We start from the raw sequence: 26,515 nt of genomic DNA, 5'->3' as shown, positions 1-26,515 counted from the left end.
GCCATGCCGTGGCCGACCACCCCACCGACGCGCGAGCACCGCGCCAGCTACGCCGACGCCGAGCCGCGCCCCTTCTGGCTCCGCGAGCCGAAGGACCCTTCGCCGGCGCTGACCGAGGACATCACCGCCGACCTGTGCATCGTCGGCGCCGGTTTCACCGGCCTGTGGGCGGCGCTGTACGCCGCCGAGCAGGGCAAAGACGTGGTGATCCTCGAGGCCGAGACCGCCGGGTTCGGCGCGAGCGGCCGCAACGGTGGCTTCGCGGTCGCCTCGCTCACCCACGGCATCGAGAACGGCCTCGCGCGGTTCGCCGACGAGATGCCGACGCTCGAGCGGCTCGCGCTGGAGAACTTCGAGGGCATCCAACGCGACCTCGCTCACTACGGAATCGACTGTGACTTCCAGCTCACCGGCGAGCTGCTGGCGCTCACGGACGAACATCAACTTCCGTGGCTGCAAGAGGAAGCCGAGCAGCTCACCCGTTTCGGGCACGAGGTCACCCTCCTCGACCAGACCGCCATGTGCGGACAGGTGAATTCACCCACGTATCTCGGCGGCGTGTGGGATCACACCGGTGCCGGAATCCTCGACCCCGGCAAGCTCGCCCACGGTTTGAAAGATGTCGCCGTACGTAAAGGCGTGCGCCTATACGAGTATTCGTCGGTCGAGCATGTGACGGACGAGCTGACGGTGATCACGCCGCAGGGACGCGTCAGAGCCGACCGGGTCCTGCTCGCCACGAGCGCCTATCCGCCGCTGATCAACACCATCAAGCACTACGTCGTGCCGGTGTACGACTACGCCCTCATGACCGAGCCGATCGACATGGACAAGGTCGGATGGCAGAACCGGCAGGGCATCGGGGACGGCGGCAACCAGTTCCACTATTACCGTCCGACCACCGATGGCCGCATCCTCTACGGCGGATGGGACGCCGTCTACCGGTACAAGGGCCCCGTCGGCGCGCGCTACGACGATCACGACGCGACGTTCGCCAAGCTCGCCCAGCACTTCTTCCACACGTTCCCGCAACTCGAGGGCACGCGCTTCACCCACCGCTGGGGCGGCGCGATCGACACGAGCAGCCGCTTCAGCGTGTTCTTCGGCACCAGCCACGGGGGCCGGCTCGCCTACGCGACCGGATACACGGGGCTGGGCGTGGCGGCGACGCGCTTCGGCGGGCGCACCGCCGTCGACCTGCTCGACGGCAGGGACACGGACGCCACGCGCACGCGCTACGTCCGCACCAAGCCGGTGCCGTTCCCGCCCGAGCCGCTGCGCTACGCCGTCGTCCAGCTCACGCGCAACCGGCTCGCGGCGGCCGACCGCAACCAGGGCCGCAGGGGGCTCTGGTTGCGAACGCTCGACCGCCTCGGGCTCGGCTTCGACTCCTGATTAGGACAGTGCGTCCTTGACCTTGGACACTACGCCCCCGTTGCCGTCGTTGGCGACGACGCCGGTGACCTTGTCCGGCAGGCCGGCGGCCTTGCGCAGCTTCTGGGCGATCTCGGCGATCTCCTCCGGCGCGTAGTCCGGCGCGAAGACGTCGGTCTCCGGCGGCAGATCCTGCGGCGGGAAGCCCTCCGGAGCGTGGTCGATGACCTGCAGGTCCTCGCCCGTCTCCGGGTGCGGGCCGTTGAACACGGCCACGATCTCGCGGTAGTCCTCGGGCGAGAAGCGGTACAGCTTGAGGTGTTCACCGGCCTCGAGGTGCGGAGCGCACTCCGGGATCTTCGCCGTCTCGATGCGCGGCGTCGGGAACAGCTTGGACATGTTCGCGCCGGTCAGCTTCTCGAGCGCGCGCGCGTAGGCGACCTGGTGGACGCCGCCGCGGACGAGCAGGTAGCCGGTCAGCGCACGGGCGGCCGGGTGGTCGCACATCTCATAGACGCGCAGCTTGCCCGAGCGGGCACCCGTCTCCAGGAAGTAGTTGTGCGTGAGGTCCTCGACGAGATCGCCCGAGGAGTGCACGTACGTGCCGTTCCACGGCGCACCATGGGAGTCGGCGGGCAGCGCGCCCTTGCCGCCGAAGTTGTAGTGGTGCTTGTAGGCCTCGCTGTCGACGTCGCGGATGTCGACGCCCGTGAGCATCGTGTTGATCGTCGCGGCGACGAGCTCGATGTGGCCGAACTCCTCCGCGGCGATGTTCGCGATCAGGTCGTAGAACGGCCGCGTGCCCTGGCGGAAGCGGTAGTTGAACGACTGGAACGTGTAGTTCATCAGCGTCGACATCTCGCCGAACTTGCCGCCCATCAACTCCTGGACGGTCGCGGCGCCGGCGGGGTCGGGCGTCGACGGAGGCGGAAGCTCCGTCTGCCAACGATCGATTCGAAGGAACATTCTTCCGCCCTACCCACTCGTCAACGCGGCGTTCGGTGGGGGTCATGCCTGTGACGGGCGGACGCAGCCCGCGAATGCCTCACCAATCGCTGGGCAAGCCCTGACGATCATGAGCACTCTTGGGGGAACCACCTCGGCGAACGGGCCGAACTCCAGCACGGAGCAGGCCAAAGAGAAGGCCGCCGAGAAGGCGCAGCAGGCCAAGGGCCAGGCCGCGAGCCGGGTCAAGGACCAGGTCGACCAGCGTTCGACGCAGGCCGGCGAGCAGGTCAGCTCGACCGCTTCCGACATCCGCTCCGTCGCCGACCAGCTGCGCGAGCAGGGCAAGGACCAGCCGGCGAAGCTCGCCGAGCAGGCCGCTCAGCGCGCCGAGACCCTCGGCGACTACCTGCAGCGCTCCGACGGCGACGCGATCCTCGGCGACCTCGAGGACTTCGGGCGCCGCCAGCCGTGGGCCGTCATCGCCGGCGGACTCGCGCTCGGCTTCGCCGCTTCGCGCTTCCTGAAGGCGTCGTCATCGCGCCGCTACGAGGCGCGCGGGACGACCAACGGCGCGCCACGGACGAGCCCCGGCCTCACCGCCGGCGCCCCGACGAGCCGCACGGGCCTGGCCGCCGACGACATCGCGGTGCCCGGCACGGCCACCAGCGTGCCGCCCGTGACCGGCACCGGCCATCCGCCGACGTCCGGCACGGTCGTCACCGATCCGAGCGCCGCGGGCGGGGACATCCCGATTCGCCGCGAGGACTACACGCGCTGAGTCCTATGGCGACTCACGACCCCACCAACGGGGGCGCACGCGCCGTCGAGCCGGACCCGCGGGACAAGGGCCTCGGCGAGCTGGTCAAGGATCTGGCGAGCCAGACCTCGACCCTCGTCCGCCAGGAGATCAAGCTGGCGCAGGCCGAAGTCACGCAGAAGGGCAAGGTCGCAGGCAAGGGCGCCGGCATGCTGGCCGCCGCCGGCGTCGTGGCCCTGCTCGGCCTGGGCGCGCTGACCGCGTTCCTGATCATCGTTCTCGACAGCTTCCTGCCGCTCTGGCTGGCAGCGCTGATCGTGACATTGCTGTGGCTGGCGATCGCCGCCGTGCTTGGACTCGCGGGCAAGAACGCGATCCAGAAGGCCACGCCGCCCGCACCCCAAACCGTTGAGACCGTGAAGGAGGACATCCAGTGGGCGAAGACCCAGACCGGATCCGCCGCGAGATAGAGCAGACCCGCGCGGAGATGGGCGAGACCGTCGACGCGCTCGGCTACAAGACCGATGTCAAGGCGCGAGCCAAGGATTCCATCCAGGACAAGAAGGAGAGCGTGATGGGCGTCGCCTCATCGGCCAAAGAGCGCCTCGTCGGCGCCGGCCAGACCGTCGGCGACAAGACGCCGGACACCGAGCAGGTCAAGGGCCAGGCCAAGCGCGCCGCGAGCGTCGCGCAGCAGAACCCGCTCGGACTCGCCATCGGCGCCGTCGCCGTCGGCTTCCTCGCCGGCATGCTGGCCCCGGCCACGCGCATCGAGGACGAGAAGCTCGGACAGATCTCCGACGACGTGATCGATCGCGCCAAGGAGACCGGCCAGGAGGCGCTCGAGCGCGGCAAGCAGGTCGCGCAGGAAGCGGCCCAGAGCGCGCAGGAGACCGTGAAGGACAGCGGGCAGCAGCACGCGCAGGAGCTCAAGGGCAGCGCCCAGGATCACGCGCAGGAAGCGGCCTCGAGCGCGCGTTCCTAAAGAGGGACAGTCCCCCTTTACATTTCGCGCTCCGGCTTGAGTCGGTGGGCCAGGGTCAGTGTGTCGCTGTCCAGGTCCGCCGGCTCGAGGTCGCCGTATGAGGCGATGATCGCGGCCTCGACGGCGTCGAGCGTCACATCCGGGACCTCCTCGTCGAGCGCGCCCGCCGTGGCCTCGTCCCACTCGAACGCGAGCGCCCCGAGCACGTCGCGCAGCACCGCGCGGATCTCCGGTCCGCCGCTGACCACGACCGAGGCGCCGAGCAGCGCCGCACCGCGCACCAGCCGCTGTGCGGTGCCGATCAGCTTCACCCGCCCCCGCGCGTTGACGCTGTAGTCGCCCGGGCAGTACTCGCGCGGCACCTCCCCCACCCGCGCGTCGACGCCCAGCGTCCGCAGCGCGCCCGCCAGCCGCTCTCCCTCGCGCGCGAAGCGATCGTGCGTGCCGGTGGCGGAGTCGGCGAGCGCCCACACCACGTCGATGCCGATCGACTGCGCGTTGTAGGCGGCCGCGTGTCCGCCCGGGAGCCGCAGCACCGGCTCGTACCCGTGGGTGCGTGCGGCGCGTACGGCTGCGTCGTAGCCCGGGCTCAGCCGGTCGAGCTTGCCGAAGGCCACGGCGGCGCGCGGCCGGTACACGCGCAGCGTGCTTGGCAACTCCCCTTTGGAGACGCGCGTGAGCAGCGCGTGAGAGATCGCCAGCTCGAGGGCGGCCGAGCCGGCCTCCCCGGTGCGGAGCAATCTCATCGGTGTGAGGTTAGGCGGCGCGCGAGACGTTGAAGCGCATGACGACCTCGGTGCCGCCGTCCTCGGGCGTGCGGATGTCCGCCGAGTCCGCGACCTGGGCGATCAGGCTGAGCCCCAGCCCGAGGCCAGGTGAGTCCACGCGCGGCCGCAGGCCGCTGCCCTCGTCGCGGACGGTGAAGCAGACGTGGTCGCCGCCGAGCTCGGCCTGAACCCGCACGGTGCCGGTCCCGCCGTGGTCGTTGTAGGCGTGCAGGACGGCGTTCGTCGCGGCCTCCGTGATCGCCAACGCGATATCGCTCAGGATCGCGCGATCCTCCACGTGCGTCTGCGCCCAGTCGACGACTGTGCGCCGGGCCTGCATCGGAGTTTCACGCGCGGCAGCGAAGGACCACGCGGCATGGGGCACGTGCCGCCGCTACCCGTTGTAGAGGTGACTAAACCCGTTGTTGGCGCACGGCGATCGAGACGGTCGCAATTGCACTCGGCGCGCCGCCCGGCGGTCCGATCTCGACGTCCCACAGCCACTCGCGTTCGCCGCGCGCGCGACAGCGGGCGACGCCCTCGAGCGTGCCGTCACGCACCTGCCCCACGACCTGGGTCGAATTGTTCAGGCCGAACGGAACGAGGCCCTGCGGGACCACCTCGACCGCCGTCCCGGTCGACGCCAGCGACTCCGCGATGGACGCGTAGACGCCGCTGGAGACGGTGCCGTCGGCCCCCAGCAGCTTCGGCGTGACCTCGATCCGCCCGCGGGCGGGTTCGAGGTACTCGAGGCCGTAGTGCGCGTCGAAGCTGCGTTCGAACGGGACGACGAAGTGCTCTTCGAGGCTCACAGGAACTCCGTGATGGCGTGGAGGGTCGGCTCGGGCGCTTCGAGATGCGGCGCGTGGCGGCAGTCGAGCACCCACCGCGTCGTCGCGCCGCCCAACCCGGCCTCGATGGCGTCGAGCTGCGCGAGCGTGCCGTACTGGTCGCGCTGGCCCTGGATCAGGAGCGTCGGCGCGCTGATCGCGGGCAGCACGTCCTCGATGTTCCAGTCCCGGAACTCCGGCGCGAGCCAGATGTCGTTCCACAGCCGGAACGTGCGCTCGGCGTCCCGGTGATAGCGGTCCATCCGCTCCCGGAGCGCCGGGAAGGCACCGCGCGCTTCGGCGATCGCGGCGACCGACACGTCCTCGACGAAGACGTGCGGCGCGAGCAGGACGAGCTTGGCCGCCGGGTGCTCGGACGCGTGGATGAGCGCGATCGATCCACCGTCGCTGTGCCCGATCAGGACCGGACGCTCGATGCCGTGCTCGCGCAGCAGCGCCGGGAGGACGTCGAGCGCCTCCTCGTGCATGAACCGCGGCGTGCGGGGCGCGTCCGGGACGTCCGACCAGCCGTGGCCCGCGCGCGAGTACAGGAACACCCGCCGGCCGGTCGCGGCGTGCACCCGGTCGGGGAAGTCCCGCCACAGCTCGACCGAGCCGAGGCCCTCGTGCAGGAAGACGAGCGCCGGCTCCGTGCCGGCGAGCTCCTTCGTCTCCAGCTTCACCGGACCGCGGCCATCCGCCGGCGCAGTGTGCGCAGGACCCGCTCCGCCTGCTCGGGCGCCCACAGGGCGGCGGCGCGTTCGCCCTCATCGAGGATCGCGTCGATCTCGGCTTCGGTCAGCCGTGCGTCGTTGAGGCAGCGCGTGCCGAAGCCGATGTGCCACTTCTCGTCGCGCAGGACGAGCTCCATCCCGGTCTTGAGGCCGGGAAGACGGTCGTCGACCAGCTCCAGCAGCGCGTACTGGCCGGCGGTGAACACGACCCCCTCGAGAACCATGTGGTAGAGCCCGACCGCCTCGACACCCGCTTCCGCGGCCGCCTCGGGCAGCCGCCGCTCGAAGATGTCGATGAACTCAGCGGACACGTGCGCGCGCGGGTCGTCGAGCCCGACGGCACGCGCGTAGCGGGCGAAGAAGCGCGCGTGGCGCTCCTCGTCGCGGCGCTGGGCCTCGAACGTCGCGGCTGCGTCGCCGTCGAAGAACGCGTGCAGGTGCTCGGCCACGCCCGCCTCGCCCACGATGAAGCCCGCGACGAGCTCCTTGATCCGCGCGTCGGCAACCGACGGCCAGTTGCGCGCGTCCGTGGTCAGGTCGATGGCCTCGTCGTCCCACTGGATGCGGTCCGCGAGGCGCAGGAAGTGCTGGTACCCCGCGATCACGGCGTCTGACCGTACCATCGGGCTCTGTGGACCTCGTGACGACGACGCTCGGCGACGACGGCGTGCTGCTGGTCGCCCTCAACCGGCCGGACCGGCGCAACGCCATCGACGACGCGATGGCCGGCGCGCTGCGGGACGCGTTCGAGCGTGCCGCCACGGACGGCGCCGTGCGGGCCGTGATCCTGACCGGCGAGGGCAAGGCCTTCAGCGCCGGCGGGGACCTGAGCCGCTTCGAGCGCGACTGGGACCCGCGCGAGTTCCGCCACGACTCCCACCGGCTCACGCAGCTGATCACTTCGGTCGAGCGGCTCGAGAAGCCGACGGTAGCGGCGATCAACGGCGTCGCGACCGGCGCCGGCACGCAACTCGCTCTCGTGTGCGACGTGCGGCTGATGGCGCCGGACGCGCGCTTCGTCTATCGCGAGGGTCGCCTCGGGATCATCCCGTCGCACGGTGGCATCACGCGGCTGGTGAAGCTGATCGGGCTGGCGCGCGCGAAGGACGTGATCCTCGGCGGCGAGGAGGTGAGGGCGACCGAGGCGCTGCGGCTGGGGATGGTCACCGCGGTGGAGGACGACGTGGTGGCCGCGGCGCGTTCGCGCCTCGAGGGGATGCTGGAGCGCTCGCCGCAGGCCTACGCGGCGGCGAAGCGGCTGCTGTGGCTGGCCGCCAGTGTGGACTTGGAGAGCGGAATGGCCGCCGAAGGGCTCGCCCAGAGCGCGCTCATCGGCACGCCGGAGCACAAGGAGGCGGTATGGCGACGATCATCGAGCTAGACGGCAAGGCCCCGCAGATCGCGGACGACGCGTACATCGCCCCTACCGCGGTGCTGATCGGCGACGTCACGGTGGCCGCGGGCGCGTCGATCTGGTTCGGCGCCGTCCTGCGCGGCGACAACAGCGCGATCGTCATCGGCGAGGGCTCCAACGTCCAGGACAACTGCGTCATCCATTGCGCGGCGGACCTCCCCACGGTCGTCGGTGCGAACGTGACCGTCGGCCACATGGCGATGCTCGAGGGCTGCCAGATCGCGGATGGGTGCCTGATCGGGATGGGCGCGATCGTCCTGCAGCGCGCCCGGGTCGGCTCGGGGTCGCTCGTCGCCGCGGGCGCGGTGGTCGGCGAGGGCGTCGAGATCCCGCCGGGCGTCCTGGCCGCGGGCATCCCCGCGCGCGTGAAGAAGGAGATCGCGGGCGAGTCGCAGCGCTGGGTCGAGACCGCCGCGCGTGAGTACCAGTCCAAGCGCCTGCGCTACCTGGCCGGCGCGTCCTCTGCCTGAATCGGTCGCACCAGGTCGATTCGCGCCATCGGAACCGTCGATCGGCGCGATCTTCGGTCCATGACCGCCGGTCTGGTGCTCGCAGTCGTCATGCTCGCGCTCGGCGCTACGTGCGTGCTCCCGATCATCGGTCGAATCCATGATGCTCGCCGTGGCGCGCAGCTCGCGGCGGGAGGGTTCGCGGGTCTGGGCATCGCGCTCCTCACGCTGGCGCTGTTCGTCCCGCTTCTCGTTGTTCGCTCAGACGAGCTGCTCGCTGCCATCGCCGTGCTCGGTCACTACGGCCTTGCCGCCAATGTGATGTGCCTTGTCATCGCCGCCGTGATCGCTCGAGCGGGCAAGCCGCGCGTGGCGTAGCCAGTTCGTCGAGAACCGCCGCCGTTCGCTAGTCCTCGCGCCCGTCCTCGGCCTCTTCGCGCTGTTCCTCCTGCTGCTCCAGGCGTTCCTCCTGTTGCTCCTGTCGCTGCTCGCGCGCTTCGGTGTCCTCCTTGTACGGGCCGAGTTGTGAGGTGACCACCGCGATGGTGACCGCGATGATCGCGAGGGCGGCGACGAGCGAGCCGATGAGTTGCATGATCAGTCGTCCTCTCCCGCCAGGAACTCCGGCGCGACGGTGAACCAGGTGATCGCGAGCAGCAGGAACAGCAGGGTGCCGAGGTAGGGCAGGAACCGTCCGCCCCTGCCGGAGCGGACGACCGCGATTTTCACCGCGAGCACCAGGAGCGCGCCGATCGCGGCCACCATGTGCAGCATGTAGTCACCGTCGAAGCCGAACACCGACAGGCACATGAGGGCGACGACGACGATCAGCACGGCGAGCATGTCACCCGATGCCCGATGGGTGAAGAAGGCGGGCTCGGGCTTGCCTACCGGGAGCTTGCGATAGCCGATGGCGGCCAGCAGCAACTGGTACACGGCAAGGGCCAGCACGACCGACGCCAAGATCGTCTTCACCGAGCTGGGGTTGCCGCGCGTGATGTCTACGACGAAGTCCTCCACTGGGCGAGCCTCTACCCGCGCGGCGTCCGGTACAACTGCGACTTATGTCTGACCGAGTTCCTCACGATCGACGGGCTCGCGGGACTTGATCAGCTCCCGCGCGCGGTCCAGGTCGTCGCTGCGATCGACACTGAGCGCGCCCGCGAGCCGGTCGCCGTCCAGGTACCAGACGGTGAACTGGCCCTCGTCGACCGACCCGCGCACGACTTCCTCGGTCCAGGTGTAGGCCGGCCCGACGTACTCGAACCATGTCCAGTCGCTGAGGTCGGAGAAGAAGTACGGGACGACGTCGTGCGGGTCGGTGTGACCGAGCATCGAGCGCGCGGCGGTCTTGCCCTGGTTCTCCGCCACGTCCCAGTGCTCGATTCGCACCCGCCGCCCGTGCACGACGGAGTCGTACTCGGCGATGTCACCGGCGGCGAACACGTCCACCGCGCTGGTGGCCAGCTTCGCGTCGGTCAACACGCCGCCGGCCTCGCCGAGCTCGAGCCCGGCCTTCTTGGCCAGTGACACGTCTGGTGTGACACCGACGCCGACGATCACCGCGTCGGCGGAGATGCGCTTGCCGGACCTGGTGACGACCGCGGAGACTCGCCCTTGACCTTCGAAGCGCTCCACCTCCTCGCCGGGGTACACATCAACGCCGTGCTCGGTGAGGGCCTTCTGGAAGAACGCGCCGGCGGTCTTGCCGAAGGTGCGCTCCAGCGTCACGTTCTCGAGCATGACGAGCGAGCACTTGCGGCCCATCGAGGTCAGTGTGGCCGCCACCTCGGTGGCGATGTAGGAGCCGCCCACCAGCACGACTTCGCCCTTGGCATCGTCACGGATGGCATCGGCGTTGCCGAGCGCGCGCAGGTAGTGGATACCGTTGAGGTCAGCGCCCTCGATCCGCAGACGGCGAACGTTCGCGCCGGTGGCGAGCAGGAGCTTGCCGTAGCGGATGACGTCCTTGTTGGACAGCGTCACACTGTGAGCTTCGGTGTCAAGCTTCATCGCGCTGGTTCGGGTGAGCAGCTCGACGTTGTTCTCGGTGAACCAGTTCTCACCACCGAGCAGCACCTCGGAGCGCGGCTTCTCACCGCCCAGATATCCCTTTGACACCGCCGTGCGGTCGTACGGCGGGTCAGGGTCGCGCGACACCACCAGCACCGAGCCGTCCGCCCCCTCCTCGCGGAGCGTGCGCGCGGCCGAGAACCCAGCGTCGCCGCCGCCCACGATCAGGAACTCGATCTCGCGCTCAGCCACCAGTGAACTCCGGCTTGCGCTTCTCGGCGAAGGCTGCGAACCCCTCGGCCGAGTCGGCCGTGTCGAACAGCCGCCGGATGCCGTCACGCTCACGCGCCAGGGCATCCGCGATCGGCTTCTCCACCCCCGCGTAGGTGGTGAGCTTGATCTCCCCGATCGCGGCCGTGGCGCCGCCGGCCAGCGCTTCTGCGTACGCGCGCGTCTGCTCCGCGGTCTCCTCGGCCGCGAACAGCCGGTTGAGGATGCCGAGGCCGTGCGCCTCGCCCGGAGAGATCGGCCGCCCGGTGACCATCAGGTCCAGCGCCTTGGGCACGCCGATGATCCGCGGCAGCCGCTGCGTGCCGCCGTTGCCCGGCAGCAAGCCGAGCGTGACCTCCGGCAAGCCCAATTTGTACGTGCCGCGCGCGCCGAACCGCAGATCGCACGCGAGCGCGATCTCCAGCCCGCCCCCGAGTGCGTGCCCTTCCACCTGGGCGATGAACACCTTGGGGATCCGCGCGATCGAAGCGAGCACCTCGTGGCCGCGCTCGATCATCGCCATGTTGTCGTCGGTGCTGTTGGCCGCGAACGCCTTGATGTCCGCACCGGCGGAGAAGAACTTCTTGGACGCGCTCCGAACGATGATCACCTTGGCGGAGTCGTCCGCCGCCGACTGCACCGCACCTTGGAACTCCTCCATGTACGCCTTGTCGTAGGAGTTCGCGGGCGGCTTGTCCAGCGTGATGTAACCGACCGCGCCGTCGGCCTCGAATGACACGGCCATCTATTCGAGCCCTCCCACCACAACCGAGATGTCCTCGAGGTAATAGTCCAACCCCTCGACGCCGTGCTCCTTGCCGTACCCCGACTGTTTGACACCGCCGAACGGCAACTCGTCATAGCCGTAGTGGAACTGGTTCACCCACTTCATGCCGGCTTCCACCTCGTTCGCCACGCGGTGGATGATCCGCACGTCGTTGGTCCACACGGACGCCCCGAGACCGTACTCACTGTCGTTGGCGAGCGAGATCGCCTGATCGAGGTCACTCACCCGCCAGATCGGCAGCAGCGGACCGAACGTCTCCTCCTTCGCCACACGGGAGTCGAGCGCGGGGTTGGTGACGATGGTCGGGTTGATGAAGTAGCCGGAGCCCTCAGGCTTGTCACCGCCGAGCACGAGCTCGCCACCGGTGTCCAGCGCGTCCTGCAGCTGCTCCATGATCTCGTCGCGCCCGTCGGAGGTGTGCAGCGGGCCGACGCGGATCGCCGGCTTTTCGGCCTTCTCCCACCCGAGGCCGGGCTCGTACTTACCGACAGTGCGGGTGAGCTGCTCGAGCAGCTCGTCGTAGACCTCGTCGAAGACGTAGATGCGCTTGCCGCCGAGGCACATCTGGCCGCAGTTCCAGAAGCGGCCGATCGCGATCCCGCGCGCGGCGGCCTTGATGTTGGCGTCCGGCGCGACGATCACCGGGTCCGAGCCGCCCAGCTCCATCGTCATCCGCTTGAGCTTGGGCGCCGCCAGTCCCATGATGTGGCGCCCGACCGCGGTCGAGCCCGTGAACGCGACGCGCCGCACCTTGTCGTGCGTGACGAGCGCGTCGCCGACCTCCGAGCCCTTGCCCGTGATCACGTTCACGACGCCGGGCGGGAACTCGGCCTCCAGCAGCAGATCGGCGATCTTCAGCGTCGTGAGCGGCGTGGTCGCGGCCGGCTTGACCACGACCGTGTTGCCCGCCATCAGCGCGGGCGCGAGCTTGGTGCCCAGCAGGGTCAACGGGAAGTTGTTGGGCACGATCGCCGCCACGACGCCCATCGGGCGCCGGATCACCATGCCGTAGGCCTTGCTCAGCGCGCTCGGGAGCGGCTGGTAGGAGCCGCGCACCTTCGTCGCGAGGTCGGCGTAGTAGTTGAGGCCGTGGATGAGGTGGTGGATCTCCCCGCCGGCCTCGGTCACGGGCTTGCCCTGCTCGTGCACGAGCGACATTGTGAGGTCCTTGCGGTCGCGCTCGATCAGCGCGATCGCCCTGCGCAACAGCGTCGCGCGCTCCTCGGCGTCCGTCTTCTGCCACTCGGCGAAGGCCTTGTCCGCCGCCTGGACGGCCGCGTCCACGTCCGCCGCGGTCCCGCGCGGCACGCTCTCGAGCGTCTGTTCGGTGGCGGGATCGACCACGTCGATCCCTTCGCCCGCCGCACCTTCGGTGCGCTCGCCGGCGATGAGCATTCCGGTCACGTTGCGTTCCTCCCTGGGGTCAAGGAGCCAGGCTGCGGCCGCCACAGGCGACCAGGACCTGGCCCGTCACATACGCCGCGGCCGGTGACGCCAGCGCGGCGATCGTCTCGGCGATCTCCTCGGGTTCGGCCTGGCGGCCGAGCGGGATGCTCGCGATCATCTTCTCCAGCACCTTCTCCGGCATCGCGCGCGTCATCTCGGAAGCCGTGAGGCTCGGCGCGATGGCGTTCACGCGCACGCGCGGGGCGAGCTCGAGCGCCAGCGCGCGCGTCATGCCCACGAGGCCGCCCTTGGAGGCGCTGTAGTTGAACTGGCCGAAGTTGCCCAGGTACGCGCGCGAGGCGAGCGAGACGATCGAGGCGCCGTCGCCATAGTTACACGCGCGCGAAAGCTCATAGGCGGCTCCGAGATTGACGCGGATGACGGCCAGGAACTGCTCCTCGGTCATCTTGACGATCCGCGCGTCCCGCGTGATCCCGGCGTTGTTGACCAGCACGTCCACCGTGCCGGCCTCGGCGACGATCCGGGCCCGGTCCTCGGCGTTCGTCACGTCAGCGATGAACCCGCCAGCCAGATCGACGCGCAGGACGTCGAACCCGTCGCGCTCCAGGCGATCGGCGACCGCCGCCCCGATTCCGCGCGCCGCGCCGGTCACGACCGCCCGGCTCATGCCTGGATCTTCCCCACGTGCTTGGCGCCCACGTGGACGAGCTCACCCATCACGCCGCGGCCCTGAGAAAGCACCTCGATCCAGTGCTGCAGGTCCTCGGGGGAGTGCTCGTCCCCCACGGCGACCGCATTCGCCGCGTGCCCCTCCGCGGCCAGCGTGCGCATCCCGGAGAGCAGCGCGTTGGCCAGCATCGCGCCCGGCGCGCCGTCCTGGCCCAGCAGGTGCTCGTTGCGCAGCACGAACACCATCGGCTCCTGGGCCTGCGCGGCTGCCTGCGAGCGCCGGAACGCGTCGGTGAGCGCCGTCTCGACGCCGGCGAAGTCCTGCACTTCGGGGGCCGTGAAGATCATGCTCGGAGCTTGTAGCGCTGGATCTTGCCGGTCGGGGTCTTGGGGAGATCGTCGACGAACTCGATGAAGTGCGGGTACTCGTAGCGGCGCAGGCGCGTCTTGCACCACTCCTGCAGCTCGGCGACCAGCTCGTGGTCGCCCGGCTCGGCGCGGACGACCACGAACGCCTTCACGCGGGTCGTGTAGTCGGCGTCCACCCCCACCGCGGCGGCCTCCTGCACGCGCGGGTGCTCGACGAGCACGTTCTCGATCTCGATCGGCGAAGCCCACAGCCCGCCGATCTTGATCATGTCGTCGGCCCGGCCCTCGTACACATAGTCACCGTCCTCGTCGACCCGGTAGCGGTCGCCGGTGAAGAAGAGGTCGCCGTGGATCGCGGCCTTGGTCTTCTCGTGCTGGTGCCAGTAATACGCGAGCGCGGAATCCCCACGCACCCACAGGTTGCCCACCTCCCCATCGGACACCGGAGCGCGGGACTCGTCGAGCAACACCAGTTCGTAGCCGGGCACCGGCTTACCACTGGTCCCGGGACGCACTTCACCCAGGCGGTTGGAGCAGTAGATGTGCAACATCTCGGTGGAGCCGATGCCGTCCACGATGTCCAGGCCGAAGCAGTTCTGCCAGCGCCGCAACACCTCGGGCGCCAGCGGCTCGGCGGCCGACACACACATGCGCACTGAGCTCAGGTCGAAGGAGAACGCGTCGTCCAGGTTCACCATCGCGCCGTACAGCGTCGGCACGCTGAAGAACAGGGTCGGACGCTGTGCGGCGGCGGTCTCGAGCAGGCCGCGAGGCTCCGGACGGCCCGGGCGGAGCACGGTCGTGGCGCCCACCCAGTACGGGAACGTCAGGTTGTTGCCGAGACCGTACGCGTGGTAGAGCTTCGTCGAGGAGAAGGTGACGTCGTCAGCCTGTATGCCAAGGATCTCCTTGGCATAGGTCTCGCATGTGTACTCGATGTCGTGGTGCAGATGCACCACACCCTTGGGAAACCCGGTCGAGCCGCCACTGAAGAGCCAGAACGCCATGTCGTCACGGTGCGTGTCGGCGGGCGCCCTCTCAGCCGGAGCGTCCGCCAGCAACGACTCGAACTGTGAGCGTCCCATCGCCCCCGCGGGCAGTCGCTCCAGCAGACCGTCCTCGGCGACGATCAACTTCGCGTAGGAGTCACGTGCGTAGTGGGCGAAGTTCTCGGTGCTGTCGAGAAATGACACCGGCGCCGGTACCGCACCGGCACGCATCGCACCGAGGAAGAGCGCCGGAAAGGTGGGTGAGTCGTCGAGAACCATGAGCACGCGATCCTCACGCCCGACGCCGAGTTCCTCCAGCACGTTGCCCACCGCGCAGATGCGAGCGTGCAACTGCGCGTAGGTGATCGACTCGCCGGCGCAGCGGATTGCCACCTTGTCTGAGTGACCGGCCTCCAACCGCCGGTCGACCAGCGTCCCGGAGTTGTTCACGGCCGCACCGTACCAGCGAGCACCGTCCGCGATTTCACCTCCAGCAGACCGCTCGGCGTCACGCGCAGCTCCGGCAGGAAGTCGCCCGACGCGAACAGCAGGCTGTAGAGGGGATCGTGGAACGGGTACCCGGCTCTCCTCATCTCGTCAGACAGCCTACTATCGATCGCAACTGTTGTGTCGAACGTTCCGGCGGAGATGAGCCCGTCGACCTCCAGCGGGGCCGACCAGCCGCCGTCGAACGCGAAGCCGCCGCCGAGCTCGGCCACGCGCGCGGCTGCACGGGCCATCGCCGCCGGATCACGCCCCACCACGAGCAGCTCGAGCGAGGTCGTCGCGGTCGTGGCGAAGCCGTCGACGTCCAGGAAGTTCTCCACGACGCCCTTCGCCGCCCACGCGCCGTCGCGGCCGACGAGCACGGCGTGGACGTCATCCGGCTCCACCGCGCGGTCCACGCGCCGGTTGATCACGGCCGACTCATAGCGCGCAACCGGCTGCACGCCGGTCAACGGCGCGAACAGGCTTGCGTCGGGCGCGACGAGCCCCGGGCCGGCCGGCCAGTCGATCCGGGGCGGCGGCCCGCACAGGCGCCCTTCCCGCGCGACCACCTCGCCGCGCACGTACACGGTCTCGGGCCGCCACTCCCCGACCTCCGGCAGCACGTTGAACGTCGCGGCGCGCCCCGGCGCGATCCCGCCGAGCCGCTCGTCGAGGCCGAGGAACGTGGCGGGGTCGATCGTCGCCATCTGCAGCGCGCGCATCGGCTCCACGCCGCGCTCGGACGCGATCCGCAGCGCTCCGCCGATCACGCCGTGCTCCTCGTAGAACGACGGCGTGGCGCCGTCGGTGGTGAGCATCAGCCGGCGCGCGCCTCCACGCACGTCGCGCAGGCCGTCCAACAAGGCCGGGAGGTCCGGCCGCAGCGACGATTGGCGCAGCATCGTCCACATCCCCAGCCGCAGCCGGCTCAGCGCCTCCTCCGCCGTGATGGCCTCGTGATCGGCGGAGATGCCGGCCAGCGACAGCTCGTTGAGCCGGTCGTAGGACGCGCCCGCGTTGTGGCCTTCGACGCGCCGCCGCGCCGCTCTGGCCGCCGCGATCCCGGCCGCCACCCGCGGCTCGCCGCGCGCGACCGACATCCAGTTCGTGATCTCGCCCGAGGCCACGACCTCCGGCCACGACAGCATCGGCTCGATGACGTCGATCGCGAACCGCTCGGCCTCGTCGGGATACGCCGACTGCGGCGAGATTCGCGCGACCCAGCGAATGTGCGCCGGCGCGGCGCGCATCTGCTCGACGATCCGCCGCAGCCCGTCCACCCCGTGCGACAAAAAGAAGAACAGGTTGTCGTAGACGAGCGTCGTCGTGCCGTCGGGCACCGCCACCTCGAGCAACGACGCGGGCGAGTACAGGCACCACGGGTGCGTGTGCGGCTCGATGTAGCCCGGCACCAGGAGCTTCCCGGTGATGTCGGTCGCCTCACACGCGGGCGCGCGCGGGCCGACGTAGGTGATCACGCCGTCGTCGAACTCCACGTTCGCGCGTATCCACGTCCCGGTATAGACGTCCGCGATGGTCGCGCCGACGAGAGCCTGCATCCCCGGAGGATATGTTCCACGGCCTTGGACGACGTTCTCCGCCGCGCCTCCGTCGGCGCCCCCGCCGCCCGCTCGACCCTGCTCACCGTGCTCGGCGAGTTCCTGCTGCCGCGCCCGGACGGCGCCTGGCAGGAGGCGTTGATCGCCGGGCTGCAACTGCTCGGCTTCACCCCGAGCGCCGCTCGGCAGGCCGTCGTGCGCTCGGCGCGTGAGGACCTGATCGCCAGCGAGCGCGTGGGCCGGCGCTCGCGCATGCGGCTCACGCCGAAGTCGGCGGAGCTGCTGCGCGTGGGCGCGCGCCGGATCTACGGCTTCGGCGGGCCCGTGAGCTGGGACGGGCGCTGGCTGCTGCTCGTCCTGCGCGTGCCCGAGCAGCGGCGCGAGCTGCGCCACCGGCTCACCACCCAGCTCGCGTGGGCCGGCTTCGGCTCCCTCGGCGGCGGCCTCTGGATCACGCCGCACGTAGACCGGGAGACGATGGTGCAGGCGACCGAACCCGCGCAGCTGCTCACGTTCCGCGCGGAGCTGGGCGCGCTCGGCGGCACGCAACGGGTGATCGACGAAGCCTGGGACCTCGCGAACCTGCGCGCGCACTACGACCAGTTCGTCGCCGACTTCGACGAGCTCGAGCCCGAGGACGACGCCGCGGCGTTCGCCGCCCAGACGGCGCTCGTGCACGCGTGGCGCCGCTTCCCGTTCATCGACCCGGACCTGCCGGACGACCTGCTCCCGCCCGACTGGCCGCGCCGCCGGGCGCACGCGCTGTTCACCGCCCGCCACGAAGCGTGGGCGCCCGCCGCCCAGCGACACTTCGACGCGCTCACGTGACCGAACGCAAGCGCATCTATGTCGCCTACGCCGGCGGGACGATCGGCATGAAGGCCACCGAGACGGGCTACGCGCCCGTGCCCGGGCACCTGACCGAGCAGATCCGCGACCAGCCGCAGCTGCACACCGCGGAGGTGCCCGAGCTCTCGATCTGCGAGTACGAGCCGTTGCTGGACTCCGCGAACGCGCGCCCGTCGGACTGGCTGCGGATCGCGCGCGACCTCGCGCAGCACCGCCACCACTACGACGGCTTCGTCGTGCTGCACGGGACGGACACGATGGCCTACACCGCTTCGGCGCTCGCCTTCCTGCTGCGAGGTCTCGGCAAGCCCGTGGTCATCACCGGCAGCCAGATCCCGCTCGGCGTCCTGCGCAGCGATGGCCGCCAGAACCTCCTGACGGCCGTGCTGGTGGCCGCGCGCGACGACGTGCGCGAGGTGTGCCTGGTGTTCGGCTCGCACATCCTGCGCGGATGCCGCGCGGTGAAGGCGAGCGCGTCGGGCTTCGAAGCCTTCTCGTCCCCCAACCTCCCGCCGCTGGGCATGGCCGGCGTGCAGATCGAGGTCGACGTCGCGCGCCTGCGCGACCAGGAGCCCGGCGCGGTCGGGCTGCCGATCACGCTCGACGCGCCGGTGAACCTGCTGCGTCTGTACCCGGGCATGCCGGCGGCTCTGCTCCGCGCGGCGCTCGCGCCGCCCGCCCGCGGCGTGATCCTGGAGGCCTACGGCGCCGGCACCGTGCCGAGCGCCGACGACGAGCTGCTGCAGGTGCTCGCGGAGGGCGCGGCGCGCGGCGTGGTCGTCGGCGTCGTGTCCCAGTGCGTCGACGGCCGCGTCGACCTCAACGCGTACGCGACGAGCGCGCCGCTGATCGAGGCCGGTGCGGTCGGCGGGCTCGACATGACCACCGAGGCCGCCTACGCGAAGCTGGTCGTGCTGCTCAGCGAGGGCCGCGCGCCCGACGAGGTGCGCGCGCTGTTCGCGCAGGACCTGGCGGGCGAGCTCACCGCGTAGCCAAGAGACCCTGGAGGTCGAGCTCGCCGCCGACGAAGCGCACGTGGCCCGCCTCGTCGACCGGCCACTGCGAGAACGGGCGGTCCCAGTAGAGCTCGAGGTCGTTGCCGTCGGGGTCGGTGACGTAGACCGCCTCGTGCGTGCCGTGGTCGATCGTCTGCCGCAGCGGCCACTGCGCCTCGAGCAGCCGCCGCACCACCTCGGCGAGCCCGGCGCGCGTCGGGAACAGGATCGCGACGTGGTGCAGGCCGCAGACGCCGTCGGGTTGCGGCGGTCCATCCGCCGACTTCCAGGTGTTGAAGCCGAGATGGTGGTGATAGCCGTCGGCGCTCAAGAACAGCGCGTCCCCCGTCGTGCCCCAGCCCGGGAGGTCACGCAGCTCGGCGATGACGTCGAACCCGAGCACGCCGACGTAGAAGTCGCGGACGCGGTCGATGTTCGCGGTGCGAAGATGCACATGGCCGATGCGTGTGCCGGGCGGGAGCGGGCGCTCCGCGCGGACGATCGGCTCGACAGAAGCCTCGCTCATGAGGGCAAGGATGCCACTGTTGGCGCCTTTCACCCGTTATCCGCCTGGACGCTCCGGGCAAAGGAATGCATGTGTCCAAAATCCGTACCTTGCTAGCCCTGACCATCGCTGGAGCGCTCGTCTTCGCGGCGACGGCGTTCGCAAAGAACATCGTCGGTTCCAACGCTGCGGAACGGCTCAGCGGCACTGAGGGCCCCGACGTGATCAACGGCCTCGGCGGGCGCGACGCGATCCGCGGCCTCGGCGGCGACGACATCCTGACCGGCGACACCGGCCCGGACGAGACCTACGGCGGCGCCGGCAACGACAACATGAACGGCGGCTCGGGCGACGACCGCCTGATCGGCGAGGACGGCAACGACCAGGGCCTCGGCGGGTTCGGCCACGACACCCTGCTCGGCGGTCCCGGCGACGACAGCCTGCAGGGCGACGAGGCGCCGGACATCGTCAACGGCGGCGACGGCAACGACGTCGTCGACGGCGGCTCCGGCGGCGACGACCTCAACGGCGGCAACGGCAACGACACGATCCACTCGGACACGGGTCCTGACCGCATCGACGCCGGCCCCGGCGACGACACCGTCCACCTGAACTCCGACCCGCCGAGCGCGATCCGCAGCATCACCTGCGGCGAGGGCAACGACACCGTCTACAACTCGCCGGCCCCGATGGGCCGCACGAACCGCAAGCTGCTCGCGGCGCAGCCCGACTGCGAGAACGTGATCGACCTGGCCGCCGAGCGTGACCCCACCCGCGGCATCACCTGGTCGGGCAACGGCACCAAGAACGGCACCGACCGCAACGACCGGCTCAACGGCCAGGGCGGGTCCAACAAGCTCTACGGCCACGGCGGCAACGACATCTTGTGGGCGGACGCCCGCCACAAGGGTGGCGCGGGCGGCCAGAACGACCTCGCCGACGGCGGCGCGGGCGACGACACCATCTACGCCGGCCGCGGCAAGACGCGCGTGCTCGGCGGCGACGGCAACGACTACCTGCAGGGCAACGGGCTCTCCACGACGATCCACGGCGGCAACGGCGCCGACAACATCCGGATCTCCGGCCGCAGCACCACCGTGAACGCCGGCCCGGGTGATGACACGGTGACCGCGATCACCGCCAGCGGCCGCGCGCGCGTGAGCTGCGGCCCGGGCGACGACACCGTGATCGTCTCGAAGTTCAAGGGCAATCGCGCCCGTGTGCAGGTCAGCGGGGACTGCGAGAAGAAGAAGCGCGGCTAGGGCGGTTCGTGCGCGCGGCCGGCTTCGCCGGCGCGCGCTCACCTCCGCTCGGAGATCGCTTCGCGGATCTCCTAGGTGGAGGGCGCCGGGCGCAGGAAGCGCTCCGCCCGGCGCCACCCCAGCCACGCGGGACCGAGCGCGACGAAGCGCGCGATCACCGCGACGAGGATCCAGCCGGGAGCGGCCAGCGGCACGCAGAACGGCGGGTGGCCGGACACCAGCAGCTGCGCGGCGATGCCCAGCGACAGCGCGGCGATCACGAGCGCGGCGCAGACGACCATCGCGGTCGGCACCTGGCCCACAGGGCGCGCGCCGGCGAGCCGGTCGACGCGCTCGGGGGCGATCCCGCCGGGAAACGCCAGCAGCGCGGACGCCAGCGGCGCGGTGCCGCCGCGCCGGACCGCGGCGGCGTCGGCGGCGAGCTCCGACAGCGCCTGCTCGCGCCGCGGCAGCGCCGGTAGCGAGTAGGCGTCGCCGATCGCGCGGGCGACCAAGATCCGGAGCGGGTCACGGCGATCGGCATGATGGCCCTCGTGCGCGACGACGGCGGCCAGCTCCGCCGCATTCAGGCGCCCGATCGCACCTTCGGAGACGTACACACGCGGCCGCGCGAGCCCAGCGCAGAACGCGCGCGGCGCGGCGCCGGGCACGACCAGCACGGTGCGGCCGCCGACCGCACGCTCCTCGCTCACCGGCAGGGCCGCCGCGAGCCGCCGGTGCGCGCTCGCCCCGCGCCACAGCGAGCGCCCGCTACGAGCCAGCGCGACCACGTCGAACAGGACCAGCGCCATCAGCAGCAGTTCGTGCCCGTGGTGGAACTGCCCGCGCGGGATGTCCGACAGCGCGTGCAGCAGCAGGTCGCTGTGGAAGCGCACGCCGTCGATCACGAACAGCAGCGCGAGCAGGAACGCTGTGAGCCCAAAGGCCGCAACCGCGAACTCCGCCCGGCGGAGTCCGCGGCTGTCACTCACCGCGTGCCAGTCGGCGCAGCGTCTCGAGGCGTTCGGAGTCCAGATCCTCGATGTGGCGGGCGAAGTGGGCGAGCGCGAGGTCGCCGAAGTCCTCCACCAGCGCCTCGACGGACGCTTCCGCGCGCGCTGCGAGGTACGCCTCGCGCGACAGGGCGGGGGCGTAGACGTCGTGACGGCCGGCCCGGCGCCGGACCAGCAGGCCTTTGTTGTCGAGCCGCGTCATGACCGTCAGCAGCGTCGTGTACGCGCGAGTCTTCTCGCCGCGCGCGTTGAGCGCCATCTGCACGTCACGCACAGTGGCCTCATCGCGCCCCCACATCTCCTCCATGATCTCGGATTCGAGCTCGTGAAGCGGAGGCGGGGGCGCGGACATGGCTACAGCCTGAAGGTGCGCTTCTGGGTGAAGCGCTTGCCGCCGATGGTGACGTTCCACGTGGCGGTGTAGTTGCCGGCACGCATGCCGCGCAGCGCGCCGCCCTTGAGGTAGACGACCTGCCCCGGCACGACGCCGACCTGCGGGATCGTGGCGTTGCGCGACGTCGGGCCCGTGATCGACACGGTGCCGCCGACCGGGTCCAGCGTGTTGCCGGTGTTGCGGACGGCGAGAATCAACGAGCGGTTGTTGCCGCGGCCGACGACGTCGGCCGCGCCGATGCGCAGGTTCGGGTTCTTGCGCGTCGGGTTCAGACGCATCTTCCCGCGCAGATCCCACTGGGGAATGATCCCGTTGCGGGCCTTGGCCTTGGTCTGCTTCGCGAACACCTGGAAGCCGGCGTAGAGCGAACCCGAAGCCGTCATGCGGCGCATGTTGAACGTGACGCGGCGCTCACCGGGCCGCAGATTGAACGTCTGCGGCGAAGCCCGCACGTACGGCGACAGGCTCGCCCGCGTGTTCAGGGCGACCGCCCCGGTGTTGCGGTTCTGGATCCACGGGCGCACGTTGACCGTGACCCGCATGGTGTCCTTCGTCGTGTTCTTGATCGTGATCGTGCCGACGGCGCCACGCTTGGCCGTGCGCTCGACGGTAGCTGGCGTGATGGACACGCCGCCCTGCTGCGCGGCCTGCGCCACCGGCGCGGACTCGTCCGCGCGGGCGATGACGCTGCCGGTCGCGGCACCCGCGACGGCCAGGCCGAGGGCGCCGGCTACCAGCCGACTCCTAACGAGCTTCACTTCGGGTATCTCCTTGCGTTTCTTCTGCTTGTGAATCGGGGCGCAGTGCGCCTACGGGGTGTCCGTCGAGAGCGTGACGAGCAGCACCTTGCGGTAGTTGCCGGACGCCTTGGCCTTGACCTTCTGGCGCAGGTTCACCGTCGCCTTCGAGCGCGCCACGGCCTGGTTCCACTTGGTCAGCTGGGACTCGACCGGCGTGTTGAGCGCGGCGAACGCCGACTTGCCCACGCGGGCCTCCAGCGGCAGCGGCAGCAGCTTCTTGCCGCTCGCCAGGCGCCCCATCTTCGAGCCCCTGTTGACCTCACCGTCCGTGAGCGACAGCTGCGCCGCATTGTCGGTGGTGGTGACGGCGACGTCGAACGACGTCGAGTAGGTCTTGGCCTTCGGGAACGCGGCGAGCGTCGCCTTCGGCTGCGTGATGATCAGCTCGAGCATGCTCGGCACGGTCGCGCCGATCGTGGTGCCGCCGGAGACCGGCGGGGTCTGCGCGGAGGCCAGCGGTGCGGCGACCGCCACAGCCCCGACCGCCGACACGGCGATGAACGTACGCAGCTTCATTTCGTGCCTTCCACAGCTCGCTTCGTGACCATCGGTTCAATCAACACGCGGAGGGGCGATTCGGAGCGCATCACTTGACCGTGAACTTCTTGGTCAGGGAGAGCGCGACCTTGCCCTTCTGACGCAGCGTGATCTTGGCGGTCGCGCTGCCCTTCTGGAGCTTGGTGCCGAGCGGGACGTTGATGGTCTTGCCCGGCAGGATCTTCGTCGCCGGGACGCTCAGGTTGCGCGTGCCGCGCGAGTCCTTGACGGCGATCGTGCCGCTGACCGGGTCCAGCGTGTTGCCCGTGCTCTTGATCGGCAGCACGGCCGTGCCCTTGCTGGCCTTGATCGTGCCCGCCGTGACGCCGAGCTTCGGCGCGGCCGGCTTGAGGCGGATCGCGCTCACGACGCGGTAGCCGAGGACGACGCCCTTGCGGGTGGCGACGTCGGCCGGCAGGCCGACGACCTCGAGCGCGCCGAACAGCGAGCCCGCGGCCGGGAGCGAGGCCACGCTGACCGTGAGCTCGCGCTCCTCGCCCGGCTGGAGCGTGAAGCTCGGAGCGCTCACGCTGACGCCGGCGAGGCCGCCGCGCCGGTTCGGGGACACCTTGCCGTCGGCGGCCTGGGTCCACTGGCGCGGCGCGACGGTGACCGTCAGCGCAGACGCGGACCGGTTGGAGACCTTGATCGGGCCGTACGCGCCGGCCTTTGCCGGCGCGTCGATCGTGCCGGACGAGACCGCGAGGCCTCCGTCCGCCTGTGCGGCGGCCGCCCCACCGGCCGTCGCCTTGTGGGCGTACGCCGCGGCGCCGGCGCCCACCGCCAGTGCTGCGGCGCCCAGCGCCATGACTCGCTTCATTCCCTCTTCCTCCCGCACTCTGATGCTCAGCTCAGAGCGCCTTTACTTCTTCTTCTTGGTGACGCGGACCTTGATCTTGACCTCGGACTTCTGACCCGCCGCATTGGTGTAGCGGAAGATCACCGTCCGGGAGCTCACGAAGGCCAGCTTGACGTTGACCCGGCCCTTGTCACGGATGGTCGTGTTGGGCTTGCGGACCGTCTTGCGGCCGACCTTGTTGAGCACGGAAAGCTTGGTGCGCTTGGGCGCCGAACGGCGCTTGCCATTGATCACGCACGTGAGGCGGCCCGTGAAGCGGTACGCCTTCTTGTACAGCAGGACCGGGGTGCCCTTGGAGACCCGGACCGGCTTGGAGTCGAGCATCACCGACAGGCGCGGCGTGCGGCACTGCGTGGCCTGGTCGCCCTGAACGCCGCCACCGGGCGGGGTGTTCGGGTTGTTGTTGCCGGGCTGCTCGAAGACGGACGCCGTCGAGATGTTCAGGGTGCGGATGGAGATCGGCGCCGGCGGGTGCCAGACCTCGACCTGACCGCTGATCACGTCGCTGTTGCCGGCGGCGTCGTAGACCGTGACGGTGCGGGTGTACATGCCCTCCGGCAGCGTCCGCGGGTCCGGCTCCGTGGCGCCGTCCGCGGTCTCCCACACGGTGATCGGCGCCTCGAGGAGCCGCAGCGGCTTGTTGATGCCGTCGCTGCGGCCACGCAGGCACGCGGTGGTGTCCAGCCGGCGGTCGTTGGTGGCGGGATCGGCCGTGAGGTCGCGGCAGTTGCCGAACCAGGCGGTCTCCGTGCGGTTGCCGACGGTGACCTCGACGCGCTCGAGGCCGACGCCCTGGTCGGTCGCGGCCGGCGTGAGCTTCATGACCTTGTCGACCGGGGTGTTCCAGCTCACGGCGCCTTCGGGGCCCACCGAGTCGTCGACGCGGAGCACCACGCTCGTGACGTCGACCGCCGCGGTCGCGCAGCTCGACGTGCAGCTCAGCTCGAGGGTCACGGCGTTGGAGGGCGGCAGGTTCTCGATGACCGAGCCCATGGCCGGGTTGGTGACCGCCGGGCCCTCCGGGATCACGCGGAACGTGCCGCCGCCGCGGACCGCGCCGTTGACCTTGGCCGCGGTCGCGCTCAGGCCGGCCGGCAGCGTGACCGTGAGGGTCGAGGTGCTGCCCGCGGCCGGCGTGTCGGCCGGGACCGAGAGGGTGACGCCGGCCGAGCCGGGCGTGCCGCAGCCGTCGAGGCTCGGCTTGCTTCCGTCGGCCGTGTTGCCGGCAGTGAGGGTCTCGACCTTGTCGGAGGCCGGGGACGCCGGGATGGCCTCGCCGGCGGGGCCGTGGCAGGCCCAGAGCCACACTGGGGCGGCGGACGCACTGGCGGCGGACACACCCAGGATCGCGGCGGCGATGACTCCCGCTATCGACATCCGCAATATCCGACCTGCTGAGGGCATCTCTGCCACTCTCCCTCCTGCAAACTGCATGGACCCGTAGTTGACCGAGCGGAGCATCGTAGGACGCACCTCTCCCCGGTGAGGCGCGATACACCCCGAGTGGGAGCGACCGTATCCCGCGCTGTGCAGGGGGTCAAGCCACCATTCGTCCAGATGCCTACACGCTTTCTCTAGGAGAGCAGCGTAAGCAGTCCGGCTCGCAACGTGACGTAATTCGTCGAAAGCCGGTAACAACCCCTCGCGCGCGCGGCCAGCGCACGGCCCGCCGCGACGGCCTCCGGGTCCGCACTCGTGCCGAGCACATCGACGCGGTCGAGCCCGGCGAGGGCGCCGTGCGGGTCGCCGCCGGCGGTGCGGCGGCAGTCCGAGAGCAGGATCACGTGGCGGTCGGCCGCGGGCCGGCTTGCGAGCTGCGCCGCCGCCGTCCGCAGCGCGAGCGCCAGGTCCGTGCGGCCCTGTCCGCGCAGCGACAGCAGATCGTCGACCAGCGCCGCCGGAGGTCGCGGCTCGTCCTGCGCCTGCAGCACGAGCGCGTCCTTGGCGAACGCGATCACGCTCGTCGTCGCGCGCTCGGTGTGCGTGAGCACGACGGCGGCGCTCGCCATCGCCGCCAGGCCGACCGCGTGGCCGTGCATCGAGCCGCTGTGGTCGACGAGCAGGCACAGTGCCCGCTGCGGCGCCACCCATCGCCGCGCGACGAGCTCGTCGGCGTGCCGCGGCCGGCCTCCCGCCACCTCGAAGGTCAGGTCGAGGTCGAGGTCTCCGTCCTGCCCGGCCCGCCCCGGCGCGAGCCGCCGGTAGCCGCTCGTCGTCTCCCGGCCGAGGCGACCGGCGCGTACGAACAACCGCGCCGCGAGCCGCCGGGCGTGCGCGCGCAGTCGCGGGTCGGTGGCGGCCGCGAGGTCGGCGAGCAGCGCGACGGCCGCATCGGGGTCCGTGCCCAGCAGCTCGTGCAGCGCGGCCTCGTCGAGCCGGCCGACCTCGGGCGAGACCCGCTCCAGCTGCGCGTGCCGGTGCGCGAGCTGGCGGCGCGCGAGCGTGCGCCGTCCGCGCTCGCGCACGACGGCGCGCGCCTCCGCGCCCCGCAGCGTCCGGCCGGCCGCGCCAG

At 70.7% G+C, this 26,515-nt stretch carries 33 protein-coding genes; 10 read left to right on the top strand and 23 right to left on the bottom strand.

What is annotated here, in order from left to right; genetic code table 11:
- The first annotated feature begins 3 nt into the window (after positions 1–3).
- Positions 4–1,395 carry an NAD(P)/FAD-dependent oxidoreductase gene (locus tag OJ962_RS30285; RefSeq protein WP_202953822.1) on the top strand — a complete coding sequence of 464 codons (1,392 nt, stop codon included), beginning with the start codon at positions 4–6 and terminating at the stop codon, positions 1,393–1,395.
- Here the strand turns inward: OJ962_RS30285 and OJ962_RS30280 are convergent, their stop codons facing one another.
- Positions 1,396–2,340, bottom strand: coding sequence for a manganese catalase family protein (locus tag OJ962_RS30280; RefSeq protein ID WP_202953821.1), 945 nt, complete (start codon positions 2,338–2,340; stop codon positions 1,396–1,398).
- Positions 2,341–2,449: 109 nt separating this feature from the next.
- Here OJ962_RS30280 and OJ962_RS30275 point away from each other — a divergent pair, with 109 nt between their 5' ends.
- From OJ962_RS30275 to OJ962_RS30265, 3 genes are read left to right on the top strand one after another with little or no spacing between them, the layout of a single operon-like run.
- A complete protein-coding gene (locus OJ962_RS30275) occupies positions 2,450–3,100 on the top strand; it encodes a hypothetical protein (protein ID WP_202953820.1) in 651 nt (216 codons plus the stop codon).
- Between the two features lie 5 nt (positions 3,101–3,105).
- Complete coding sequence (locus tag OJ962_RS30270) at positions 3,106–3,549, top strand: phage holin family protein (RefSeq protein ID WP_202953819.1); 444 nt, start codon at positions 3,106–3,108, stop codon at positions 3,547–3,549.
- Complete coding sequence (locus OJ962_RS30265; RefSeq protein WP_202953818.1) at positions 3,513–4,064, top strand: DUF3618 domain-containing protein; 552 nt, start codon at positions 3,513–3,515, stop codon at positions 4,062–4,064. The genes OJ962_RS30270 and OJ962_RS30265 overlap by 37 nt, the downstream gene beginning before the upstream one ends.
- Before the next feature lie 17 nt (positions 4,065–4,081).
- On the opposite strand, the gene OJ962_RS30260 is transcribed toward OJ962_RS30265, so the two are convergent.
- Genes OJ962_RS30260 through OJ962_RS30240 form a run of 5 tightly spaced genes read right to left on the bottom strand, consistent with a single transcriptional unit; the run spans position 4,082 to position 7,000 of the window.
- Complete coding sequence (locus tag OJ962_RS30260) at positions 4,082–4,810, bottom strand: lipoate--protein ligase family protein (protein WP_202953817.1); 729 nt, start codon at positions 4,808–4,810, stop codon at positions 4,082–4,084.
- 10 nt (positions 4,811–4,820) lie between these two features.
- Positions 4,821–5,216 (bottom strand): ATP-binding protein, encoded by a 396-nt coding sequence (locus OJ962_RS30255; protein ID WP_270006811.1) that lies wholly within the window; start codon positions 5,214–5,216, stop codon positions 4,821–4,823.
- Positions 5,217–5,244: 28 nt separating this feature from the next.
- Positions 5,245–5,643 (bottom strand): PaaI family thioesterase, encoded by a 399-nt coding sequence (locus OJ962_RS30250; RefSeq protein WP_202953815.1) that lies wholly within the window; start codon positions 5,641–5,643, stop codon positions 5,245–5,247.
- A complete protein-coding gene (locus tag OJ962_RS30245; RefSeq protein ID WP_202953814.1) occupies positions 5,640–6,344 on the bottom strand; it encodes an alpha/beta fold hydrolase in 705 nt (234 codons plus the stop codon). The genes OJ962_RS30250 and OJ962_RS30245 overlap by 4 nt, the downstream gene beginning before the upstream one ends.
- Complete coding sequence (locus OJ962_RS30240) at positions 6,341–7,000, bottom strand: ferritin family protein (RefSeq protein ID WP_202953813.1); 660 nt, start codon at positions 6,998–7,000, stop codon at positions 6,341–6,343. Before OJ962_RS30240 ends, OJ962_RS30245 begins: the two co-directional genes overlap by 4 nt.
- Positions 7,001–7,026: 26 nt before the next feature.
- On the opposite strand from OJ962_RS30240, the gene OJ962_RS30235 reads away from it, so the two are divergent.
- The 3 genes from OJ962_RS30235 to OJ962_RS30225 are packed head-to-tail and all read left to right on the top strand — an operon-like array spanning position 7,027 to position 8,636.
- Entirely contained in the window at positions 7,027–7,776 is a 750-nt protein-coding gene (locus OJ962_RS30235; protein ID WP_202953812.1) for an enoyl-CoA hydratase/isomerase family protein, read from the top strand.
- On the top strand, positions 7,755–8,279 hold the full coding sequence (locus OJ962_RS30230; RefSeq protein ID WP_202953811.1) for a gamma carbonic anhydrase family protein: 525 nt from the start codon (positions 7,755–7,757) through the stop codon (positions 8,277–8,279). Before OJ962_RS30235 ends, OJ962_RS30230 begins: the two co-directional genes overlap by 22 nt.
- Positions 8,280–8,339: 60 nt before the next feature.
- Positions 8,340–8,636: a hypothetical protein gene (locus OJ962_RS30225; RefSeq protein ID WP_202953810.1), complete on the top strand. Its 297-nt coding sequence runs from the start codon at positions 8,340–8,342 to the stop codon at positions 8,634–8,636.
- Between the two features lie 28 nt (positions 8,637–8,664).
- Here the strand turns inward: OJ962_RS30225 and OJ962_RS30220 are convergent, their stop codons facing one another.
- From OJ962_RS30220 to OJ962_RS30180, 9 genes are read right to left on the bottom strand one after another with little or no spacing between them, the layout of a single operon-like run.
- On the bottom strand, positions 8,665–8,853 hold the full coding sequence (locus OJ962_RS30220; protein WP_202953809.1) for a hypothetical protein: 189 nt from the start codon (positions 8,851–8,853) through the stop codon (positions 8,665–8,667).
- A gap of 2 nt (positions 8,854–8,855) precedes the next feature.
- Entirely contained in the window at positions 8,856–9,278 is a 423-nt protein-coding gene (locus OJ962_RS30215) for a DUF6529 family protein (protein ID WP_270006810.1), read from the bottom strand.
- Positions 9,279–9,320: 42 nt separating this feature from the next.
- Positions 9,321–10,523 (bottom strand): NAD(P)/FAD-dependent oxidoreductase, encoded by a 1,203-nt coding sequence (locus OJ962_RS30210; RefSeq protein ID WP_202953807.1) that lies wholly within the window; start codon positions 10,521–10,523, stop codon positions 9,321–9,323.
- Positions 10,516–11,286 carry an enoyl-CoA hydratase/isomerase family protein gene (locus OJ962_RS30205; RefSeq protein ID WP_202953806.1) on the bottom strand — a complete coding sequence of 257 codons (771 nt, stop codon included), beginning with the start codon at positions 11,284–11,286 and terminating at the stop codon, positions 10,516–10,518. The genes OJ962_RS30210 and OJ962_RS30205 overlap by 8 nt, the downstream gene beginning before the upstream one ends.
- Entirely contained in the window at positions 11,287–12,723 is a 1,437-nt protein-coding gene (locus tag OJ962_RS30200) for an aldehyde dehydrogenase family protein (protein WP_238931462.1), read from the bottom strand.
- A gap of 28 nt (positions 12,724–12,751) precedes the next feature.
- Entirely contained in the window at positions 12,752–13,402 is a 651-nt protein-coding gene (locus OJ962_RS30195) for an SDR family oxidoreductase (RefSeq protein ID WP_202953804.1), read from the bottom strand.
- On the bottom strand, positions 13,399–13,752 hold the full coding sequence (locus tag OJ962_RS30190) for a hypothetical protein (protein ID WP_202953803.1): 354 nt from the start codon (positions 13,750–13,752) through the stop codon (positions 13,399–13,401). The genes OJ962_RS30195 and OJ962_RS30190 overlap by 4 nt, the downstream gene beginning before the upstream one ends.
- The gene (locus OJ962_RS30185) at positions 13,749–15,212 is read right to left on the bottom strand and encodes a benzoate-CoA ligase family protein (protein ID WP_202953802.1); all 1,464 of its coding nucleotides are present in this window, start codon (positions 15,210–15,212) and stop codon (positions 13,749–13,751) included. Before OJ962_RS30185 ends, OJ962_RS30190 begins: the two co-directional genes overlap by 4 nt.
- Positions 15,209–16,810: an adenine deaminase C-terminal domain-containing protein gene (locus OJ962_RS30180; protein WP_202953801.1), complete on the bottom strand. Its 1,602-nt coding sequence runs from the start codon at positions 16,808–16,810 to the stop codon at positions 15,209–15,211. The genes OJ962_RS30185 and OJ962_RS30180 overlap by 4 nt, the downstream gene beginning before the upstream one ends.
- A 24-nt stretch (positions 16,811–16,834) precedes the next feature.
- On the opposite strand from OJ962_RS30180, the gene OJ962_RS30175 reads away from it, so the two are divergent.
- Positions 16,835–17,638 (top strand): PaaX family transcriptional regulator, encoded by an 804-nt coding sequence (locus OJ962_RS30175; protein ID WP_202953800.1) that lies wholly within the window; start codon positions 16,835–16,837, stop codon positions 17,636–17,638.
- Positions 17,635–18,651 (top strand): asparaginase, encoded by a 1,017-nt coding sequence (gene ansA, locus OJ962_RS30170; RefSeq protein WP_202953799.1) that lies wholly within the window; start codon positions 17,635–17,637, stop codon positions 18,649–18,651. The genes OJ962_RS30175 and ansA overlap by 4 nt, the downstream gene beginning before the upstream one ends.
- On the opposite strand, the gene OJ962_RS30165 is transcribed toward ansA, so the two are convergent.
- Positions 18,641–19,180: a VOC family protein gene (locus tag OJ962_RS30165; protein ID WP_202953798.1), complete on the bottom strand. Its 540-nt coding sequence runs from the start codon at positions 19,178–19,180 to the stop codon at positions 18,641–18,643. The two genes, ansA and OJ962_RS30165, sit on opposite strands and share 11 nt — an antisense overlap.
- 89 nt (positions 19,181–19,269) lie before the next feature.
- On the opposite strand from OJ962_RS30165, the gene OJ962_RS30160 reads away from it, so the two are divergent.
- Positions 19,270–20,421 carry a calcium-binding protein gene (locus tag OJ962_RS30160; protein ID WP_202953797.1) on the top strand — a complete coding sequence of 384 codons (1,152 nt, stop codon included), beginning with the start codon at positions 19,270–19,272 and terminating at the stop codon, positions 20,419–20,421.
- 71 nt (positions 20,422–20,492) lie between these two features.
- On the opposite strand, the gene OJ962_RS30155 is transcribed toward OJ962_RS30160, so the two are convergent.
- The 7 genes from OJ962_RS30155 to OJ962_RS30125 form a co-directional block, all read right to left on the bottom strand.
- Positions 20,493–21,392: a M56 family metallopeptidase gene (locus OJ962_RS30155; protein WP_202953796.1), complete on the bottom strand. Its 900-nt coding sequence runs from the start codon at positions 21,390–21,392 to the stop codon at positions 20,493–20,495.
- Positions 21,385–21,765 (bottom strand): BlaI/MecI/CopY family transcriptional regulator, encoded by a 381-nt coding sequence (locus OJ962_RS30150; RefSeq protein ID WP_202953795.1) that lies wholly within the window; start codon positions 21,763–21,765, stop codon positions 21,385–21,387. The genes OJ962_RS30155 and OJ962_RS30150 overlap by 8 nt, the downstream gene beginning before the upstream one ends.
- 2 nt (positions 21,766–21,767) lie before the next feature.
- Entirely contained in the window at positions 21,768–22,565 is a 798-nt protein-coding gene (locus tag OJ962_RS30145; RefSeq protein ID WP_202953794.1) for a hypothetical protein, read from the bottom strand.
- A gap of 51 nt (positions 22,566–22,616) precedes the next feature.
- On the bottom strand, positions 22,617–23,123 hold the full coding sequence (locus tag OJ962_RS30140) for a hypothetical protein (protein WP_202953793.1): 507 nt from the start codon (positions 23,121–23,123) through the stop codon (positions 22,617–22,619).
- A gap of 70 nt (positions 23,124–23,193) precedes the next feature.
- Positions 23,194–23,964 (bottom strand): hypothetical protein, encoded by a 771-nt coding sequence (locus OJ962_RS30135; protein WP_202953792.1) that lies wholly within the window; start codon positions 23,962–23,964, stop codon positions 23,194–23,196.
- A 42-nt stretch (positions 23,965–24,006) separates the two neighbouring features.
- On the bottom strand, positions 24,007–25,380 hold the full coding sequence (locus tag OJ962_RS30130) for a hypothetical protein (protein ID WP_202953791.1): 1,374 nt from the start codon (positions 25,378–25,380) through the stop codon (positions 24,007–24,009).
- A 197-nt stretch (positions 25,381–25,577) separates the two neighbouring features.
- A partial coding sequence (locus OJ962_RS30125; RefSeq protein WP_270006809.1) for a VWA domain-containing protein occupies positions 25,578–26,515 on the bottom strand: 938 nt, incomplete at its 5' end.

The organism is Solirubrobacter deserti (assembly GCF_027587175.1).
In the GTDB taxonomy this organism is placed as follows: Bacteria; Actinomycetota; Thermoleophilia; order Solirubrobacterales; family Solirubrobacteraceae; genus Solirubrobacter; species Solirubrobacter deserti.
This window is presented reverse-complemented; position numbering and strand designations above follow the sequence as displayed.

Coding starts and splice junctions, on each gene's coding strand:
- OJ962_RS30200 (WP_238931462.1), bottom strand. CDS start 12,723: ATGCTCATCGCCGGCGAGCGCACCGAAGGTGCGGCGGGCGAAGGGATC.
- OJ962_RS30275 (WP_202953820.1), top strand. CDS start 2,450: ATGAGCACTCTTGGGGGAACCACCTCGGCGAACGGGCCGAACTCCAGC.
- OJ962_RS30140 (WP_202953793.1), bottom strand. CDS start 23,123: ATGAAGCTGCGTACGTTCATCGCCGTGTCGGCGGTCGGGGCTGTGGCG.
- OJ962_RS30205 (WP_202953806.1), bottom strand. CDS start 11,286: ATGGCCGTGTCATTCGAGGCCGACGGCGCGGTCGGTTACATCACGCTG.
- OJ962_RS30270 (WP_202953819.1), top strand. CDS start 3,106: ATGGCGACTCACGACCCCACCAACGGGGGCGCACGCGCCGTCGAGCCG.
- OJ962_RS30165 (WP_202953798.1), bottom strand. CDS start 19,180: ATGAGCGAGGCTTCTGTCGAGCCGATCGTCCGCGCGGAGCGCCCGCTC.
- OJ962_RS30280 (WP_202953821.1), bottom strand. CDS start 2,340: ATGTTCCTTCGAATCGATCGTTGGCAGACGGAGCTTCCGCCTCCGTCG.
- OJ962_RS30195 (WP_202953804.1), bottom strand. CDS start 13,402: ATGAGCCGGGCGGTCGTGACCGGCGCGGCGCGCGGAATCGGGGCGGCG.
- OJ962_RS30135 (WP_202953792.1), bottom strand. CDS start 23,964: ATGAAGCGAGTCATGGCGCTGGGCGCCGCAGCACTGGCGGTGGGCGCC.
- OJ962_RS30130 (WP_202953791.1), bottom strand. CDS start 25,380: ATGTCGATAGCGGGAGTCATCGCCGCCGCGATCCTGGGTGTGTCCGCC.
- OJ962_RS30150 (WP_202953795.1), bottom strand. CDS start 21,765: ATGTCCGCGCCCCCGCCTCCGCTTCACGAGCTCGAATCCGAGATCATG.
- OJ962_RS30220 (WP_202953809.1), bottom strand. CDS start 8,853: ATGCAACTCATCGGCTCGCTCGTCGCCGCCCTCGCGATCATCGCGGTC.
- OJ962_RS30190 (WP_202953803.1), bottom strand. CDS start 13,752: ATGATCTTCACGGCCCCCGAAGTGCAGGACTTCGCCGGCGTCGAGACG.
- OJ962_RS30180 (WP_202953801.1), bottom strand. CDS start 16,810: ATGCAGGCTCTCGTCGGCGCGACCATCGCGGACGTCTATACCGGGACG.
- OJ962_RS30225 (WP_202953810.1), top strand. CDS start 8,340: ATGACCGCCGGTCTGGTGCTCGCAGTCGTCATGCTCGCGCTCGGCGCT.
- OJ962_RS30230 (WP_202953811.1), top strand. CDS start 7,755: ATGGCGACGATCATCGAGCTAGACGGCAAGGCCCCGCAGATCGCGGAC.
- OJ962_RS30260 (WP_202953817.1), bottom strand. CDS start 4,810: ATGAGATTGCTCCGCACCGGGGAGGCCGGCTCGGCCGCCCTCGAGCTG.
- OJ962_RS30285 (WP_202953822.1), top strand. CDS start 4: ATGCCGTGGCCGACCACCCCACCGACGCGCGAGCACCGCGCCAGCTAC.